Genomic DNA, 16,678 nt, shown 5'->3' with positions numbered 1-16,678 from the left:
TGGAGTGCGCGCGCGCTACCCACTCCGCCCGATGGCGCGAAGTAGCAGTAGCAAGCAAAGTGTGTTCATGGTCCACAGCATATCACAGGCTTTGCATCAGTTGTGCAAGCCTTTTTCGTCGGGCTCATCGGTGGATGTGCTGATCACGCTGGTTTGCACCCCTGTGGCTTTGCGGTAAGCGTACACCGCATAGCCGCTTAGGCCATAGCTCACGAACAAGGCGAACAAAACCAAGGGCGGATCAATGTTGATGACGGCGATGATCAAAGCAATCAAAACAATGGCGGCAAAGGGCACGCTCTTCTTCATCTGAATGTCTTTGAAACTGTAGTACGGCAGATTGGTCACCATGGTCAGGCCAGAAAACAAACACACCGCAAACGTGATCCAGGTGATGGTCCCGTCCATCCACTGCAGCTCGGTCATGATCCAGATATAGCCCATGACCAATGCCGCCGCAGCGGGAGACGGCAGGCCTTGGAAGTAGCGCTTGTCCACCACTGAAGTGTTCACATTGAAGCGGGCCAAACGCAAGGCTGCGCAGGCAATGTACACAAAGGCAGCCACCCAGCCCCAGCGCCCCAGGCCTTTGAGCGACCATTCGTAAGCAATCAATGCAGGTGCAGCTCCGAAAGAGACCATATCGGCCAGCGAGTCCATTTGCTCACCAAACGCGCTTTGCGTGTTGGTCATGCGGGCCACACGCCCGTCTAAACTGTCGAGCACCATGGCACAAAACACACCCATGGCTGCCAAATCGAATCGGTTGTTCATGGCCATGACAATGGCGTAAAAGCCCCCAAACAAAGCCGCCAAGGTGAACAAATTGGGCAGCACGTATATGCCCTTGCGCGGGCGTGCGGGCATGTCGTCAGATTTATCGGTGGGCTCGGTCATGCGGAATTCATCTGGCACAAAAGCCAATCAGCCCACCGTGGCCAGAGGGGTCAGGGTGGCCGAGACTTTGTCACCTGGGGCCACCAGCACTTGAGCGCTCAGCGGCAAATACACATCCACCCGCGAACCAAAACGGATAAAGCCATAACGCTCACCCTTTTGCAAATTGTGACCGGCCTGGACGTAACACAGGATGCGGCGTGCGATCAAACCTGCAACCTGCACCAAAGTGATGGTGTGCTGTGCAGCACCAATTTGAGCATCGATCACCACGGCATTGCGTTCGTTTTCGGTCGACGCCTTGTCCAAGTCGGCATTTACAAACAAACCGGGAAAGTAGCTGACGCTGCGCACCACACCGTTCACGCTGGAGCGATTGCTGTGCACATTAAAGACATTCATGAACACACTGACCAAAATGGCATCGCGCTGGGCAAAGGGGTCAAATGTTTTTTCTATTTTGACAATCCGGCCATCCGCCGGCGACAGCACGGCATTGGGCAGATCGGGAATGGCCCGCGCAGGATCGCGAAAAAACTGAACCACAAAGACCAAAACCACATCAAACGGCAAAGCCCAAGCCCAGCCAGCGGTGGCATGTACACCAATGGCCAGCACCAAGACCAAAAGTATGAAAGGCCAGCCCTCGCGTGCCAAGATGGGGTGGGGATAGGAATTGGAAGACATGGTCTCAGTGTATCGTTGAATAAGACACAAGCACAAAGGCCACCCAAGTGGCCTTTGTGCATCGAACGCTCAGACGCTCAATTGCGGGTTTTGTCAACCAGTTTGTTCTTGGCAATCCAAGGCATCATGGAACGCAATTGCGAGCCCACCTTCTCGATCGAATGGTCTTCGGTCAAACGGCGGCGGGCCGTCATGCTGGGGTAGCCGGTGCGGCCTTCCAAAATAAAGCTCTTGGCGTATTCGCCGTTTTGAATGCGCTCCAGGGCCTTGCGCATGGCTGCACGCGACTGGTCGTTGATGATCTCCGGGCCGGTGACGTATTCGCCGTATTCGGCGTTGTTCGAGATCGAATAGTTCATGTTGGCGATGCCGCCTTCATAGATCAAGTCAACAATGAGTTTGAGCTCATGCAAGCACTCGAAATACGCCATTTCAGGCGAATAACCGGCTTCGACCAGGATTTCATAGCCAGCCTTGATGAGTTCCACCGCGCCACCACACAAAACGGTTTGCTCTCCGAACAAGTCGGTTTCGGTTTCTTCGCGGAAGTTGGTTTCAATGATGCCGGCTTTGCCGCCACCGTTGGCCATGGCGTAGCTCAGTGCCATGTCGCGGGCCTTGCCACTGCAGTCTTGGTGCACGGCCACCAAATGGGGCACACCGCCACCTTGGGCGTAGGTTGAGCGCACGGTGTGGCCAGGAGCCTTTGGCGCGACCATCCAAACGTCCAAATCGGCACGGGGAACCACTTGGTTGTAATGCACATTGAAACCGTGGGCAAAAGCCAGGGAAGCGCCCTTTTTCATATTGGGCTCAATGTCGTTGGTGTAAACGCTGCCGATTTGCTCATCGGGCAACAACACCATGACCACATCGGCGGCTTTCACAGCGTCGGCCACCGATGCCACTTTCAGGCCGGCTTTTTCCACTTTGTTCCAGCTCGCGCCACCCGGGCGCAATCCGACCAACACCTTGACGCCGCTGTCGTTGAGGTTTTGCGCGTGGGCATGACCTTGCGAGCCATAGCCAATGATGGCCACGGTCTTGCCTTTGATGATGCTCAAGTCACAGTCTTTATCGTAATAAACCTTCATGATTTCTCCTGGGTGATTAAGGGTTGGGAAAGGGGTGGATTGAATCAAACACGCAACACGCGTTCGCCACGGCCAATGCCGCAAGCGCCGGTGCGCACGGTTTCCAAAATGGCCGAACGGTCCAAGGCCTCTAGGAAAGCATCGTTTTTGGATTGGTCACCAGTGACTTCAATGGTGTAGCTTTTTTCAGTGACATCAATGATGCGGCCCCTGAAAATATCGGCCATGCGCTTCATCTCTTCGCGCTCCTTACCGACCGCACGCACCTTGACCATCATCAGTTCGCGCTCGGTATAGCCGCCTTCGGTCAAGTCGACCACTTTGACAACTTCGATCAAACGATTCAGGTGTTTGGTGATTTGCTCGATCACATCATCAGAACCCACCGTTTGCAGCGTCATGCGCGACAAACTGGGGTCTTCGGTGGGGGCCACCGACAGGGATTCGATGTTGTAACCACGGGCTGAAAACAAGCCCACGACCCGGGACAAAGCGCCAGGTTCGTTTTCCAGCAGAACGGAGATGATGTGTTTCATGGGGATTCCTCTTTTCGCTCAAACACCGTGCCACAGGGGTGTGATCGGTGTCACCGCCCTCGTCTGCCAGCGGTAACCGGCAAATTTGGCGGGCAATAGATTCTTCTCGGGGTTGATGGAATTGGGCCTGGTTTTGATCCAGGCACCGTTGATCGGTGCAGCCTTATAAGTCCTCGCTGCCCAGCAGCATTTCAGTGATGCCTTTTCCAGCTTGCACCATGGGAAACACGTTTTCGGTCGGATCGGTGCGAAAGTCCATGAATACGGTGCGATCCTTGAGTTTGCGCGCTTCGATCAACGCGCCCTCCACATCTTGCGCCCGCTCAATCAACATGCCCACATGGCCATAGGACTCAGCCAGCTTGACGAAATTCGGCAAGGCATCCATGTAACTGTGGCTGTAGCGGCCCGAATACTCGATCTCTTGCCACTGGCGAACCATGCCCAGGTAGCGGTTGTTCAAGGCCATGATCTTGATCGGGGTGTTGTACTGCAAGCAAGTCGACAACTCTTGAATGCACATCTGCACCGAGCCTTCACCGGTGATGCAGTACACCTCGCTGTCGGGCTTGGCCAATTTGATGCCCATGGCATATGGAATGCCCACGCCCATGGTGCCCAGTCCACCGGAGTTGATCCAGCGCCGGGGCTGGTCGAAGCGGTAATACTGAGCAGCCCACATTTGGTGTTGCCCCACATCGGAGGTGATGTAGGCGTCGACATCCTTGGTCATGTTCCAAAGGGTTTCCACCACAAACTGGGGTTTAATGACGTCATTGATGCCCCGGTCGTAACTGAGACACTTTCTCGAGCGCCAGCCCTCAACCGTGGTCCACCAATCGGCCAAGGCCTTGGCATCCATCTTGGCTTTGGACTCGGTGATCAGGTTCATCAACTCGGTCAGCACATCCTTGACGTCACCCACAATCGGCACATCCACCTTGACACGCTTAGAGATACTGGACGGGTCGATGTCGATGTGGACAATCTTGCGCTCGTTTTGGGCAAAGTGCTTGGGGTTTCCAATCACCCGGTCGTCGAAACGCGCACCAATGGCGATCAACACATCGCAATGCTGCATGGCGTTGTTGGCCTCTATGGTGCCGTGCATGCCCAGCATTCCCAAGAACTTTGGGTCGCTCGCGGGAATGGCCCCCAGGCCCATCAGGGTGCTGGTGCAAGGCGCGCCGATCATGTTGACCAAGGCGCGCACTTCGTCGGACGCATTGCTCAGCAGCACACCGCCACCGGTATAGATGTAAGGCCGCTTGGCACCCATCAACAGGCCCAAAGCCTTGCGAATTTGGCCCGAATGCCCTTTGCGCACAGGGTTGTAAGAGCGCATGGTCACATCTTCTGGGTAGCCGCTGTAAAGGGTCTTTTTGAAAGACACATCCTTGGGGATGTCCACCACCACAGGGCCTGGACGCCCAGAGCGGGCAATGTGGAAAGCCTTTTTGATGGTAAGGGCCAGATCGGCCACGTCTTTGACCAAAAAATTGTGTTTAACGATGGGCCGCGTAATGCCCACGGTATCGCACTCTTGAAACGCATCCAAACCAATCGCATGGGTGGGCACTTGACCCGTGAGCACCACCAACGGGATGCTGTCCATGTAAGCGGTGGCGATGCCCGTGACCGCATTCGTCACACCAGGACCCGATGTGACCAAGGCCACACCCACCTCTCCGGTGGCGCGCGCATAACCGTCAGCGGCGTGCACGGCCGCTTGCTCATGGCGCACCAAAACATGCTCAATGGTGTCTTGCTTGTACAACGCGTCGTAGATGTAGAGAACAGCCCCGCCCGGATAGCCCCAGAGGTACTTGACCCCTTCGGCTTGCAAGGCCTTGACCATGATTTCGGCACCCATCAACTCTTGAGGGGCGGCGAAGGCAACGGAGGATGCTGAGGCGATTTCCGCCTTGGAGATTTCCATGATGAACCTTTCAGTCTTCGAAAACGAAAAACCTTGGGTGCCTCTTCACCGGCCCTTGTGGGGAGGTGTCAAGACTTAGGGCCTAAGACCATGGGCAATCACTGATATGCCGAATCCAGACCCGTTTGCCAAAATTGAGGCGCGATTATGGCATCAAAACCGGGGCCGTCTGGGTCTGTCTGGGAACTTAATTCGTCAGTGCCATAATCCAGCGCACTTCAATCTTCGGCGCCTCACAGGCGTTGAAGTCACAGCGACAACCCCACGCAAATTGGCCACCGAACGCGAACTTTCCCTTTTTCTGCAAAGTGTGGAAAAGCGTGCTTTCAAGCGCTCGCTCTACCACGTGCGGGATGAAGAAGCGGCATTGGACATCGTCCAAGACAGCATGATGAAACTGGCCGAGCACTATGGCGACAAGCCCATCGATGAGTTGCCACTGTTGTTTCAGCGCATCCTCTCCAATTGCACCTTGGATTGGTTTAGACGGCGCAAAACCCGACAATCGATGTTCATCAACTTCTCCGATGCACAGGGCGATGCCGATGAAGATGGTTTTGACTTGCTCGAAGTTTTGGGCGCGGCCAACACCGATGGCTGGCAACAAAGCGCCGAACAAAGCCTGATGCAAAGCCAAACCATGGCTGAAATAGAAGCCGAAATTGAAAAATTACCGCCACGTCAACGCGAAGCCTTCCTGCTGCGTTACTGGGAGGAGCTTGACATTGCCGAAACCGCCTCAGCCATGGGATGTTCAGAAGGAAGTGTTAAAACCCATTGCTTTCGTGCCATCCAAACCCTTGCCAATGTCCTGAAATCCAAGAAATCAAAGCCATGAAGTCCCGCACAAACCCACACATTGAAGACCAATTTGGCCAGCTCGTGGCAGGTGCCCTGTCGGCCAATTTAGAACAATTGCCTTACGAAGTGCAAGAGCGTCTGCGTGCTGGTCGCATGCGCGCCATCGCTGCACGGCGGGTCTCGCCGATAGCGGTCACGCAGCCGCAAGTTCAACCAATGGGCGATGGAACCCTGTCCTTGGGTGCTCCCTGGAAGGGCTGGACCCCTCTGGCCAGTTTGTTCCCCATGGTCTTATTGGTCGTGGGCTTGCTCACCATCAACATGGTGCTCGACGAATACCGGGCCAATGAAGTTGCCGAGGTGGACGCTGCTTTGTTGACCGATGATTTGCCCCCCACCGCCTACACCGACCCGGGTTTTGTGCATTTTTTAAAGCTGCCCGCCGCAGAAAATGCCGATTGATTTAATGCGCCCATTTCACCCACTCCAATTGATCAAGCCCATGATGGCGGCGGGTGTTTGCGCCTGGGCGTTCGGCACCTGGGCGCAAGGACCTGCGGTCACCCCAGCAACGTCCGGCAGCACCTTGAAGGCGGAGTCAGCGGTAAAAGCGACACCTGGACCCCAATCTCGCCCCCACTGGACAGATCTGAGCCCATCTGAGCAACAAGCCTTGGCACCGCTCAAGCCCCAGTGGCAAACCATCAGTGCCGCACAAAAACGCAAATGGCTGGCGATGTCGAAAAATTTCGCCACCATGCCCCCTGAGGAAAAGAACAAACTCCATGCCCGCGTGCAAGAGTGGGCCCAACTCAGCCCACAGCAAAGAGCCCAGGCCCGCTTGAACTTTGGTGAAAGCGCCCAACACTCTGGCGACCACAAGCGCGCCAAGTGGGAGGCCTACCAGTCCTTGAGCGCCGAAGAAAAAACCAAACTCGCGGCTACCTCGCCCACCCCTCCCGTGGGTGCCGCCACGGCGGTGAAAAAAGTGGCCTCACACAAACTCGCTGCGTCACCGGCGGTCAAAGCGCCCAACCTCACCGGCCCAAAGATTGACATTGACATGCTGGACCCGGCCACCTTGTTGCCCCAATCGGCGCAAACCGCTGCTGCACCCAGCTCGCCCACCCAAAGCGAATGACCTCCGCGTCTTTGCCGCCAGCGGTGGCCGATGCCCCCCTTCCCACCCCCACCTTGTTTCGGCGCATGGCGTGCTGGTTGTACGAAGGCATGCTGCTCTTTGGAGTGACCTTCATTGCAGCCTACCTGTTCAGCGCCTTGAGCCAAAGCAGACACGGCTTGGCCAACCGATTGGGATTGCAAATTTTTGTGGGGCTGGTGCTGGCGCTTTACTTCACTTGGTTTTGGCACAAGGGACAAACCTTGGCCATGAAAACATGGCGCATCCGGGTGCTGGATCAATACGGCAAGGCGCTGACACAGTCTTTGGCATTGAAACGTTTTGTGCTTTCTTGCCTGTGGTTTGCGCCCCCTTTGCTGTTGGCCTGGCTGGCCGATTTGCCGGTGATGATGACCATGGCTTTGTGCGTGACATGGGTGATTGGCTGGGCTTGGTCGTCGCGATTTGCACCCCGGCGCCAGTTCTGGCACGATGCATGGGCGGGCACGCAATTGGTTCATGAACCCATTCCTGACTGACATCTCCTCACGCCCTTCACCCATGAAACCCACCTTCTCTTTATGTGTTTACTGTGGGTCGCGCATGGGCGACTCGCCTGCCTACGCCCAAACCGCCCAAACTGTAGGCACTTGGATAGGGCAACACCAAGGCCAACTCATTTACGGCGGAGGCAACAACGGCCTGATGGGCGTGGTGGCCCAAGCCACGGCACAAGCCGGCGGTCGGGTGGTGGGCGTGATTCCTCAGGCCTTGGTCGACAAAGAGGTTGCGCGGCGAGAATGCGACGAACTGCACGTGGTGCAAACCATGCATGAACGCAAGCAAATGATGGCCGAGCGCGCCGATGCTTTTCTGGCCATCCCGGGGGGCATTGGCACCTTGGAGGAGTTTTTTGAAGTCTGGAGTTGGCGTCAGTTGGGATACCACCACAAGCCCATTGGTTTGCTATCGGTGCAAGGATTTTTCGATGGTTTAACTGGTTTTTTATCGCAAGCCACCGAGCGCGGTTTTATTGGTGAGTCGCAACAACACCTGGTTCAACATGGCAGTGATGTGGATGAATTGCTGAGTGGTTTGGCCCGAGCGGCCAGCATGCACACACCTGGCTCAGGTCTGAGTGAGATTTAAATCGCCAGGCCTGAGCACTGGCCCCAGTGCTCAATCCACAAAGGCTAACTGTGTCGGACTCTGGTTTTAGGCCCAGTTTGAGGAACCACCGTCATAAGCGATGCCTTGCGTGTTGCTTTTTTCTTTCTAATGGCAAAAGTTGTCAAAAACACATGCCCATCAACTGCGTATGGCATTGCCCACGCAGGGAACAAAATTGAGCAGTGCGCTATGATCAATTTTTCATTTCTGAAATACATCATTGATCTTCCCTACCGATTTGGCCTCGTTCCTGGAGTTGTTGCGCTTGCATGGTGATGCAGCCTACGGCTTGATATTCGCGTTCGCGGCATCGCACAGCCTGCTGTTCACACTTTTTGCCGGTTATGCCTCCAGTACAGAGGCTCTTGATCTGGGCACCCTCGTTGTGGTCGTCTGGACCGGCAGTTTTCTGGGAGATGCGTTTCGGTTCTGGATCGGACGGCGTTTCGGCAACCAATGGCTTTCGCCTTTTCCACGGATTCATCGCACCAGCCAGACCGTGGTTCAGTTGGTGGATCGTTACTATGTGTGGCTGATTTTGTTTCATCGCTATCCCCACGGCATTCGCGGTGTCGCCGGTTTTGCCTTCGGAATGTCACGATTGCCGTGGTCCATATTCCTGGCGTTCAATTTCGTCGCGGCTGGACTTTGGTCTGCAGCCATTCTTTCAGCTGGACATGCGTTTGGCCACATCTCGGAGAAGCTGATGAGTGATGCTTTCTCTGGTTTTGGCATGGTCATGCTGATTGTTTTCCTCCTGCTGTCGTGGATCCTCAGCCGGAAACTCGAACGTGTCGCAGAGCGAAGTTAGACCTGTGACGCAGTAACTTGGCCGCACAGATGGGTGGCCTGCATTGAACCCAGTAAGCAACTGTTATTTATCCATGGGAAATCCGCATGAAAGCCATTGAACATTTATTAGAAGTTTTGATTTTCAACAGCCGGTGGCTCTTGGCACCGTTTTACCTGGGGCTTGTGGTCGGCATCGTTTTGTTACTGGTGAAGTTCGGACAAGAACTGATCCACGCCATACCCAACATTTTCGTCGCCAGCGAGAGCGAAGTCGTGCTGGCGGTTTTGGCCTTGGTCGATCTTTCATTGGTGGCCAACTTACTTCTGATCGTGATTTTTAGCGGTTACGAAAACTTTGTCTCCAAGATCAACACCAAAGGCCATGAGGATCGGCCCGAATGGATGGGTCAGGTCGATTTTGCTGGCTTGAAGATCAAAGTGATTGCCTCGATCGTCGCCATCTCTGCGATCGAGTTGCTCAAGGGATTCGTGAATCTGGGCGTCCTTCTCAAGAGCGGGGGCGACACGCCCGCGATCTGGTCAGAAGCTGATCAAGCGATCGCATGGAAAGTCGGCATTCATGTTGTTCTTGTTATTTCGGGGGTACTCTTTGCGTACATGGACAGTATCTCGGAGCGAACCCATGCGCTGAAACACAAAGGCCATACCGAACACTGAACCGGTTGCCACAACCGCTATCGTTGATGCCGACCTTGGCGAACAAGGTCTCAACGAACTTTAGAGGACTGGCGCTCGCAATTGCCGAACCTGCCTTTGGGGTTTGAAGAAGACCCCAAAGGCCATCGCCTCGGCGGCTAGTAAGACCCCATGAAATCCTTTTTCCCGATCTCAACGCCGTTTTGGCGCAACAAGTTGTAGGAGGTCGTGATGTGGAAGAAAAATTGTGGCATGCCGTATTTCAAAGCATAGTCTTCGACAGATAGTTTTTTCTCTTTTGGCGTGCCGGGGCGCAAAACAATCTCTTGGATCCCACTGTCATCCAGTTGCCTTGGGGACAGTGCGTGAATCAGCGCCAAGGTTTTGGAAATGCGGCTTTGCAGTTCGGCAAAACTTTGCTCGGTGTCTTCGTAGGCAGCCACTTCAAGCCCAGCGATGCGAAAAGGAACACTTTGGGCGAAATCGCAGGCAATTTGAACTTGACGAACCAACGGCAGCATGTCTGGAAATAAGCGCGACTGCAATAAGGTGGCTGGGTCAAATTTTCGCTGATGAGCGAAGGCCTCGCCTTTTTTTAGCACTTCGCTGAGAGCCGTGAGCATTTGCACCAAAACAGGAACCGTGGCTGAATAAAGAGAAATAGACATGGTTTTCCAATTGTTTATACACTGTGGATCATAGAGATGAAGAGGGGTGATACTCGTCAACCCGCATATCAAGTATAGGAGGGACTGTCGTGGGCAATGAATTGGAATGAGATGATTTTTTCCCTGAACGGCCCTGTCGTGGCCAATAAATGTATACATCAAAATATGCCCACCCCTGAGATATGGGTGATGAAACAGGCGAAGCAGTGAGCAAACCATCACGCTGCAAGCATTCCCAAGGAAACCACTAGGAATTCATCGAACCAAGCCTCTCTTTCCTTCCATCAAAAAAGAATTAGCATGCATTCCACTGACATTGAAACCCAGTTCAACCCGCGCCATGCGGTGCCCAATGTCGAAGTGCATTCCACCAGAACCCAACAACTGAGCCATGAAGCCAGGCAGCGTCACAAGGGGATTTACGACCTGCGTTATGGGCCTGGCCCCCTGGCGACACTTGATGTGTTCAAGGCGGCTCCACCAAATGCACCCATTCATGTGTTTCTACATGGTGGCTACTGGCGTGGACGCGACAAAAGCGATTTCAGTTATCTGGCCGATGCCCTTGTGCCGCATGGGATCACAACCATCGTCATGAATTACGACCTGTGCCCCCAAGTGGAACTGCCTGCCATCGTCGAGCAAGTTGCTCACTGCCTGGCATGGGTGCATGAACATGCGGCCGAATGGGGAGCAGACCCCCATCGATACAGCGCTTCCGGCCATTCTGCGGGTGCACACCTGATTGCGGCATGCTTGGCAAAACATGCCCATGCAGCGTCTGTGCCACCGGGCATGCCGTCATCGGCGGTGCTCATCAGTGGTATCTACGAACTGGAACCCGTTCTTTCGATCTCTGTGAATCAGGAAATTCGCCTGCGCCCCGATCAAGTTGCCTCCATGAGCCCCATGCGCCATGCCCCCTGCAAGCCTGTACCCCTGACCGTGGCTGTGGGCGGATCGGAAACCCGGGGCTTTGTTGAACAGTCGGAACGCTTTGCTGCCACCTGCGCGTCTCAAGGCGCCAATGCGCGCTTTATTGACTTTGAAGGTTGCGACCATTACACCGTCATGCGCCACTTTGAATCACCGGACGGTGAACTGACACGTCTGGTTGTGCGCGATCTTTTGTCCATATGACTCACTTTGGAGAACCCAATGCCCCCAATCCGCAACCAATCCCAGCCAACCAACCGCCGCGCATTTCTACAGTCCGCTGGAACGCTGCTTGCCACTGGCACCCTGGCCTATTCCAATGCTCTGGCGCAATCTGCTTGGCCCGCAAAACCCATCAAGTTGGTGATCCCATTTGCCCCGGGTGGTGTGACCGATACCAGCGGTCGCATCATTGCCGAATTCTTGGGCAAGCGGCTCGGGCAGCAGGTGGTACCTGACAACCGCCCAGGCGCTTCGGGCAACATCGGAAGTCAAGTGGTGGCCAGTGCAGAGCCCGATGGCTATACATTGTTGCTGGTGCTGGACGGCACCTTCGTCATCAACCCCCATGTGTATGACAAGGTTCCCTTCGACCCGCTGCGTGACTTCAGCCCCATCGGCAAGATCGGCGACTCCACGACCATCTTGGTGGCGCACCCAGGCTTCAAAGCCAACAATATGCGAGAGCTGATTGATCTATCCAAAGCACAGCCAGCAGGCGTTTCCTACGGCACCTCGGGTACCGGCAGCATTGTTCACTTGGCTGGAGAATTGCTCAAACAGCGAACCGGTGCCAATCTGGTCCATATCCCCTACAAGGGTGGTGCGCCCGCCATTGCCGATGCACTGGCCGGCCACACGCCACTGGCATTTGCCTCTGCGGCTTCGGTACAGAACCATTTGAAGTCTGGCAACCTAAAGGCGCTTGGCGTGCCTTCTGGCAAGCGATCGCGCCAATACCCTGACATTCCCACCTTTGCCGAGTCCGGATTGGCCGACTTCGATATCAACTCTTGGGTCGGCCTGGTGGCGCCTGTCAAAACACCACGTGCCATTGTTGAACGCCTCAACACTGAATTGAATGCAGCACTGGCAGACCCCGAAGTGCGTGCAAAGCTTGAAGCCGCAGGTATCGCGGCCACCCCTGGTACGGCAGAAGCTTTATCCGCCACCATCCGAAAGGAACTGGTCCTCTATGGGGGTGTGGTCAAAGCGGCTGGCATCAAGATGAACTAAGCTGCTGATGGAGTCCTCGCGGGTGCGCACATCATTGAGATTGATTCGTACCCCTCGGATGCATCACGATCTGGCCATTTGGCATGGCCAGGGAATCCTCGTTTTACTGATCCACCCCAAACACTGTTTTTGTTAGACAGCCGACTCATCCAGCTCACCGGTTCGGATGCGCACCACCCGCTCGACCGAGGTGATGAAGATCTTGCCATCGCCAATTTTTCCGGTGCGTGCGGCCCGCACGATGGCATCGACACAAGCGTCCACATCGGCCGACTTGACCACCACCTCGACCTTGACCTTGGGCAAAAAATCCACCACGTACTCAGCACCCCGGTACAACTCGGTGTGGCCTTTTTGACGGCCAAAACCCTTGACCTCGGTCACAGTCAAACCCGTGACGCCGCAGTCAGCCAGGGCCTCGCGCACTTCCTCGAGTTTGAAGGGTTTGATGATGGCGGTGATTTGTTTCATGTTCACTCCAGGTTGAAATGTCATTCGCGGAAGCGATTGGTAATAGGATAGCGCCAATCTTTGCCAAAGCTGCGGTGGGTGACGCGAATGCCCACGGGGGACTGACGGCGCTTGTATTCATTGATGCGAATCAAGCGGGTGACTTTCTCCACATCGGCCGGGCTGTGGCCGGACTGCACGATGTGCGCAGGGCTTTCGTCGTTTTCCATGAAGCGCTCCAAGATGTCATCGAGCACCTCGTAAGCGGGCAAACTGTCTTGGTCGGTTTGGTCGGGTCGCAACTCCGCGCTGGGCGGACGCGTGATGATGCGCTCTGGGATGGGGTTCAAGCCCCGGCCAAAGGGGTCGTTGGCATTGCGCCAGTGGGCCAAGCGAAAGACCATGGTTTTGACCACGTCCTTGATGACCGCAAAACCACCCGCCATGTCCCCGTATAAGGTGCAGTAGCCGGTGGCCATTTCGCTTTTGTTGCCCGTGGTCAGCACAATGGCGCCGAACTTGTTGGACAAGGCCATCAACAAGGTCCCCCGGATGCGCGCTTGAATGTTTTCTTCGGTGGTATCGACCGGGCTGTTCGCGAACTCGCCGGCCAAGGTGGCCAAAAAGGCTTCGAATTCCGGCACGATGGAGTGTTCGTCGTAACGAACGCCCATGCGCTGGGCCATCTCGCGGGCATCGATCCAACTGATATCGGCCGTGTAGGGCGAAGGCATCATCACGGCCCGCACATGTTCGGGACCCAGCGCGTCCACCGCAATGGCCAGCACCAGGGCCGAGTCGATGCCACCCGACAAACCCAACAAGGCCCCGGGGAATCCGTTTTTACCAATGTAATCGCGCACCCCCATCACCAAGGCATGCCACAGATCGGACTCCAGGCTTTGGGCTTGGGCCAGTGTGGCTTGCACCTGGACCAGGCCCGAGGGTCGGTCCAATCCAATGTCAAACGCCTGCTCTTGAAAACTCTGGGCGCGCCCAAGCAATTCGCCGTCAGCGCCCAAGACAAACGACCGGCCCTCAAAAACCACCTCGTCTTGCCCGCCCACCAAATGCGCGTAGATCAGGGGCAAACCGGTTTGCTCACAGCGCTGGCGCATGGTGGCCTCACGCTCGCCGCCCTTGCCCACGTGAAACGGCGAGGCATTGACCACGGCCAGCATCTGCGCCCCGGCGGCCAAGGCATCCGCAGCCGGGGCCTCGAACCAGGCGTCCTCACAAATCAACAACCCCACACGCCAACCGCCCACCTCAAACACACAGGTGCTGTGGCCTGGGGTGAAATAGCGGCGCTCGTCAAACACCTGGTAGTTGGGCAATTCGCGTTTATCGGCAAAAGCCACCACCTGGCCCTCGCTGAGGACACTGGCGCGGTTGAATCGCTGCACCACCGACACCGAACGGGTGCGGCTGTCGCCTCCACTGGGGTGGCCCACCACCACATGCAGGCCTTTTAAATCGGCCAAGGTGGTGGTGATGGTTTTCAAGGCATCATCGCAGGCTCGGATGAAGGACGGACGCAAAAACAAATCTTCTGCAGCATAGCCACAAATCGACAATTCGGGCGTCAGCAACAAGCGCACCCCGCGCTGGTAACCGGTGCGTGCAGCTTCGATGATTTTTTGGGCATTGCCCGCCATGTCGCCAACGACAAAATTGAGCTGGGCAACGCTGAGAAGTAGTGTCATAAATAGGGATGGATACTGAGCGCATGAATTATGGCATTCGGGTTGACAACAACCCCCAAGACATTGACACTGAACAGTGGGACGCTTTGCTGGCCCAGCAAACCCACCCCACGCCCTTCATGCGCCACGCCTATTTGAGCGCCATGCAAACCAGCGGCAGTGCCACAGCGCGGACCGGATGGAGCGCCCAGTTCCTGAGCCTGTGGCAAGGCGACCAACTGCATGCCGCCTGCCCGCTTTACTTGAAGAGCCACTCGTATGGTGAATATGTGTTTGACTGGGCCTGGGCCAACGCCTATGAGCAACATGGCCTGAGCTATTACCCCAAGGCCTTGGTTGCCGTGCCTTTCACGCCGGTACCAGGCAGCCGCTTGTTGGCGCGCGATGACACTGCCCGCCAAGCTTTGTTGCAAGCGCTGCAACAGTGGTGCGATGAGCAACAGATCTCTTCCTGGCACCTGTTGTTTGGCAGTGATTCGGACATCGCTGCTTGCACCCAGGCCCAATGGATGCAGCGCCACACCGTGCAATTCCATTGGCACAACCAAGGCTGGAGCGACTTCGACGCTTTTTTGGCCAGCCTGCAACAAGAAAAGCGCAAAAAAATCAAACAAGAGCGGCGCCGTGTGACCGATGCCGGGGTTCAGTTCCAAGCCCTGCGCGGTCGCGACATAGGCACAGCCGAATGGGATTTTTTCTATGCCTGCTACGAGCGCACTTATTTAGAGCACGGCAATGCGCCTTACCTGAGCCGGTCTTTTTTCCAAGCCATGGCAGACCACATGCCGGAGAACTGGTTGCTGTTGTTGGGCGAGCGAAATGGTTTGCCCATGGCCTGCAGCCTGATTGGCCTGTCAGATGGCACTGACCGCCCTGGCGTGGCCTACGGCCGCTATTGGGGTGCGCTGGAACGGGTGGACTGCCTGCACTTTGAGGCCTGTTATTACCAACCCCTGCTCTGGTGCTTGCAAAACGGGGTGCAGCGCTTTGAAGGCGGTGCCCAGGGTGAACACAAGATGGCCCGGGCCCTGATGCCGGTGATGACACACAGCGCCCATGGGGTGGCCGACACCCGCTTTGCCCAGGCCATTGGCCAGTTTTTAGAGCGCGAAGGTCGGGGCGTGGACAACTACATGGAGCACTTGGGCCAGCGCACGCCCTACAAACCAGCGAACGACCTGGCCGCCATGGAGTAAATCCGGGGCCGGTTCAGGCCAATCCGTGCTCTTTTTGGTAGTTGGCGATACCGTCCAACACCTCTTGAATGGCCGCTTGTGGGCCTTCCCAACCCAAAATCTTGACCCACTTGCCGGGCTCCAAGTCTTTGTAATGCTCAAAGAAATGGGCAATGGTTTTCAAGCGCATGGGGTTCAAGTCTTCGGGCTTTTGCCATTGGGTGTAAATGGACAAAATTTTGTCGGTCGGCACGGCCAAGACCTTGCCGTCCATGCCAGCCTCGTCTTCCATTTTCAAAATACCAATGGGCCGACAAGTCACCACCACGCCGGGGATCAAAGGGACGGGCGTGATCACCAGCACGTCCACCGGGTCGCCATCGCCACTGATGGTTTTGGGCACATAGCCGTAGTTGGTGGGGTAATGCATCGAGGTGCTCATGAAACGGTCCACAAAAATCGCACCCGTGGCCTTGTCTACCTCGTATTTCACCGGGTCGGCGTTCATGGGGATTTCAATGATGACGTTGAAAGCGTGGGGCAGTTGATCGCCGGGGGTGACGTTATCGAGTGACATGGAAGTTCCAAAACAAAAAAAGAATGGCGAAAAGGCTTTATCCGTATTAACCCTCATTTTACTTTCACTGGACTTGCAAGCGACACGTCTAGGGTCAACCCTAGGCGCGCTTCGCTTACATTCCACGGGTTGGCCAATCGGACACCGAGGATTTCATCGGTCTGAGGAAGCAACACATCGGTCGTGGTCTGGCCATTGTGTTGGACCACCTCACTCAAGGGAAACTCTAAGGAGACT

General features: G+C 55.7%; 19 protein-coding genes. 10 read left to right on the top strand and 9 right to left on the bottom strand.

The features are described 5' to 3' along the window. Positions 1-96: 96 nt before the first annotated feature. From pssA to AC8GFZ_RS11210, 5 genes are all read right to left on the bottom strand, one after another. Positions 97-897: a CDP-diacylglycerol--serine O-phosphatidyltransferase gene (gene pssA, locus AC8GFZ_RS11230; protein ID WP_506644969.1), complete on the bottom strand. Its 801-nt coding sequence runs from the start codon at positions 895-897 to the stop codon at positions 97-99. A 27-nt stretch (positions 898-924) separates the two neighbouring features. Further along, entirely contained in the window at positions 925-1,584 is a 660-nt protein-coding gene (locus AC8GFZ_RS11225) for a phosphatidylserine decarboxylase (protein WP_506644968.1), read from the bottom strand. Between the two features lie 77 nt (positions 1,585-1,661). Beyond that, positions 1,662-2,678: a ketol-acid reductoisomerase gene (gene ilvC / locus AC8GFZ_RS11220; RefSeq protein ID WP_506644967.1), complete on the bottom strand. Its 1,017-nt coding sequence runs from the start codon at positions 2,676-2,678 to the stop codon at positions 1,662-1,664. 44 nt (positions 2,679-2,722) lie between these two features. Further along, positions 2,723-3,214, bottom strand: coding sequence for an acetolactate synthase small subunit (gene ilvN, locus AC8GFZ_RS11215; RefSeq protein WP_506644966.1), 492 nt, complete (start codon positions 3,212-3,214; stop codon positions 2,723-2,725). A gap of 163 nt (positions 3,215-3,377) precedes the next feature. Then, on the bottom strand, positions 3,378-5,153 hold the full coding sequence (locus AC8GFZ_RS11210; RefSeq protein WP_506644965.1) for an acetolactate synthase 3 catalytic subunit: 1,776 nt from the start codon (positions 5,151-5,153) through the stop codon (positions 3,378-3,380). 271 nt (positions 5,154-5,424) lie between these two features. Between AC8GFZ_RS11210 and AC8GFZ_RS11205 the strand changes: the two genes are divergently transcribed. The 7 genes from AC8GFZ_RS11205 to AC8GFZ_RS11175 all read left to right on the top strand — a co-directional run bounded on the left by AC8GFZ_RS11205 (position 5,425) and on the right by AC8GFZ_RS11175 (position 9,714). Next, positions 5,425-5,991 (top strand): RNA polymerase sigma factor, encoded by a 567-nt coding sequence (locus AC8GFZ_RS11205; RefSeq protein WP_506644964.1) that lies wholly within the window; start codon positions 5,425-5,427, stop codon positions 5,989-5,991. After that, positions 5,988-6,416: a DUF3619 family protein gene (locus tag AC8GFZ_RS11200; protein WP_506644963.1), complete on the top strand. Its 429-nt coding sequence runs from the start codon at positions 5,988-5,990 to the stop codon at positions 6,414-6,416. Before AC8GFZ_RS11205 ends, AC8GFZ_RS11200 begins: the two co-directional genes overlap by 4 nt. Positions 6,417-6,420: 4 nt before the next feature. Beyond that, on the top strand, positions 6,421-7,095 hold the full coding sequence (locus AC8GFZ_RS11195) for a DUF3106 domain-containing protein (RefSeq protein ID WP_506644962.1): 675 nt from the start codon (positions 6,421-6,423) through the stop codon (positions 7,093-7,095). Continuing rightward, on the top strand, positions 7,092-7,613 hold the full coding sequence (locus AC8GFZ_RS11190; RefSeq protein WP_506644961.1) for an RDD family protein: 522 nt from the start codon (positions 7,092-7,094) through the stop codon (positions 7,611-7,613). Before AC8GFZ_RS11195 ends, AC8GFZ_RS11190 begins: the two co-directional genes overlap by 4 nt. A gap of 22 nt (positions 7,614-7,635) precedes the next feature. After that, complete coding sequence (locus tag AC8GFZ_RS11185; RefSeq protein WP_506644960.1) at positions 7,636-8,223, top strand: LOG family protein; 588 nt, start codon at positions 7,636-7,638, stop codon at positions 8,221-8,223. Between the two features lie 241 nt (positions 8,224-8,464). Then, complete coding sequence (locus tag AC8GFZ_RS11180; RefSeq protein WP_506644959.1) at positions 8,465-9,055, top strand: DedA family protein; 591 nt, start codon at positions 8,465-8,467, stop codon at positions 9,053-9,055. 86 nt (positions 9,056-9,141) lie between these two features. Continuing rightward, entirely contained in the window at positions 9,142-9,714 is a 573-nt protein-coding gene (locus AC8GFZ_RS11175) for a TIGR00645 family protein (protein ID WP_506644958.1), read from the top strand. 137 nt (positions 9,715-9,851) lie between these two features. Here the strand turns inward: AC8GFZ_RS11175 and AC8GFZ_RS11170 are convergent, their stop codons facing one another. Continuing rightward, positions 9,852-10,361, bottom strand: a complete 510-nt coding sequence (locus AC8GFZ_RS11170) for a DUF1993 domain-containing protein (protein ID WP_506644957.1) — start codon at positions 10,359-10,361, stop codon at positions 9,852-9,854. Between the two features lie 345 nt (positions 10,362-10,706). On the opposite strand from AC8GFZ_RS11170, the gene AC8GFZ_RS11165 reads away from it, so the two are divergent. Both AC8GFZ_RS11165 and AC8GFZ_RS11160 read left to right on the top strand, forming a co-directional pair. After that, on the top strand, positions 10,707-11,501 hold the full coding sequence (locus AC8GFZ_RS11165) for an alpha/beta hydrolase (protein ID WP_506644956.1): 795 nt from the start codon (positions 10,707-10,709) through the stop codon (positions 11,499-11,501). A gap of 18 nt (positions 11,502-11,519) precedes the next feature. After that, positions 11,520-12,533 (top strand): Bug family tripartite tricarboxylate transporter substrate binding protein, encoded by a 1,014-nt coding sequence (locus tag AC8GFZ_RS11160; RefSeq protein ID WP_506644955.1) that lies wholly within the window; start codon positions 11,520-11,522, stop codon positions 12,531-12,533. Positions 12,534-12,665: 132 nt separating this feature from the next. Here AC8GFZ_RS11160 and AC8GFZ_RS11155 read toward each other — a convergent pair whose 3' ends face one another. Then, entirely contained in the window at positions 12,666-13,004 is a 339-nt protein-coding gene (locus AC8GFZ_RS11155; RefSeq protein ID WP_506644954.1) for a P-II family nitrogen regulator, read from the bottom strand. A gap of 20 nt (positions 13,005-13,024) precedes the next feature. Beyond that, the gene (locus tag AC8GFZ_RS11150; RefSeq protein WP_506644953.1) at positions 13,025-14,689 is read right to left on the bottom strand and encodes an NAD+ synthase; all 1,665 of its coding nucleotides are present in this window, start codon (positions 14,687-14,689) and stop codon (positions 13,025-13,027) included. 23 nt (positions 14,690-14,712) lie between these two features. Between AC8GFZ_RS11150 and AC8GFZ_RS11145 the strand changes: the two genes are divergently transcribed. Beyond that, positions 14,713-15,885: a GNAT family N-acetyltransferase gene (locus tag AC8GFZ_RS11145; protein WP_506644952.1), complete on the top strand. Its 1,173-nt coding sequence runs from the start codon at positions 14,713-14,715 to the stop codon at positions 15,883-15,885. Between the two features lie 13 nt (positions 15,886-15,898). Here the strand turns inward: AC8GFZ_RS11145 and ppa are convergent, their stop codons facing one another. After that, the gene (gene ppa, locus AC8GFZ_RS11140; protein ID WP_506644951.1) at positions 15,899-16,441 is read right to left on the bottom strand and encodes an inorganic diphosphatase; all 543 of its coding nucleotides are present in this window, start codon (positions 16,439-16,441) and stop codon (positions 15,899-15,901) included. Positions 16,442-16,678: the final 237 nt, after the last annotated feature.

The sequence above is a fragment of the Limnohabitans rimovensis (SeqCode) genome, assembly GCF_965234775.1.
Classification (GTDB): Bacteria; Pseudomonadota; Gammaproteobacteria; order Burkholderiales; family Burkholderiaceae_C; genus Limnohabitans; species Limnohabitans rimovensis.
The sequence above is the reverse complement of the archived record's forward strand: the minus strand, read 5'-3'. Positions and strand labels throughout refer to the sequence as shown.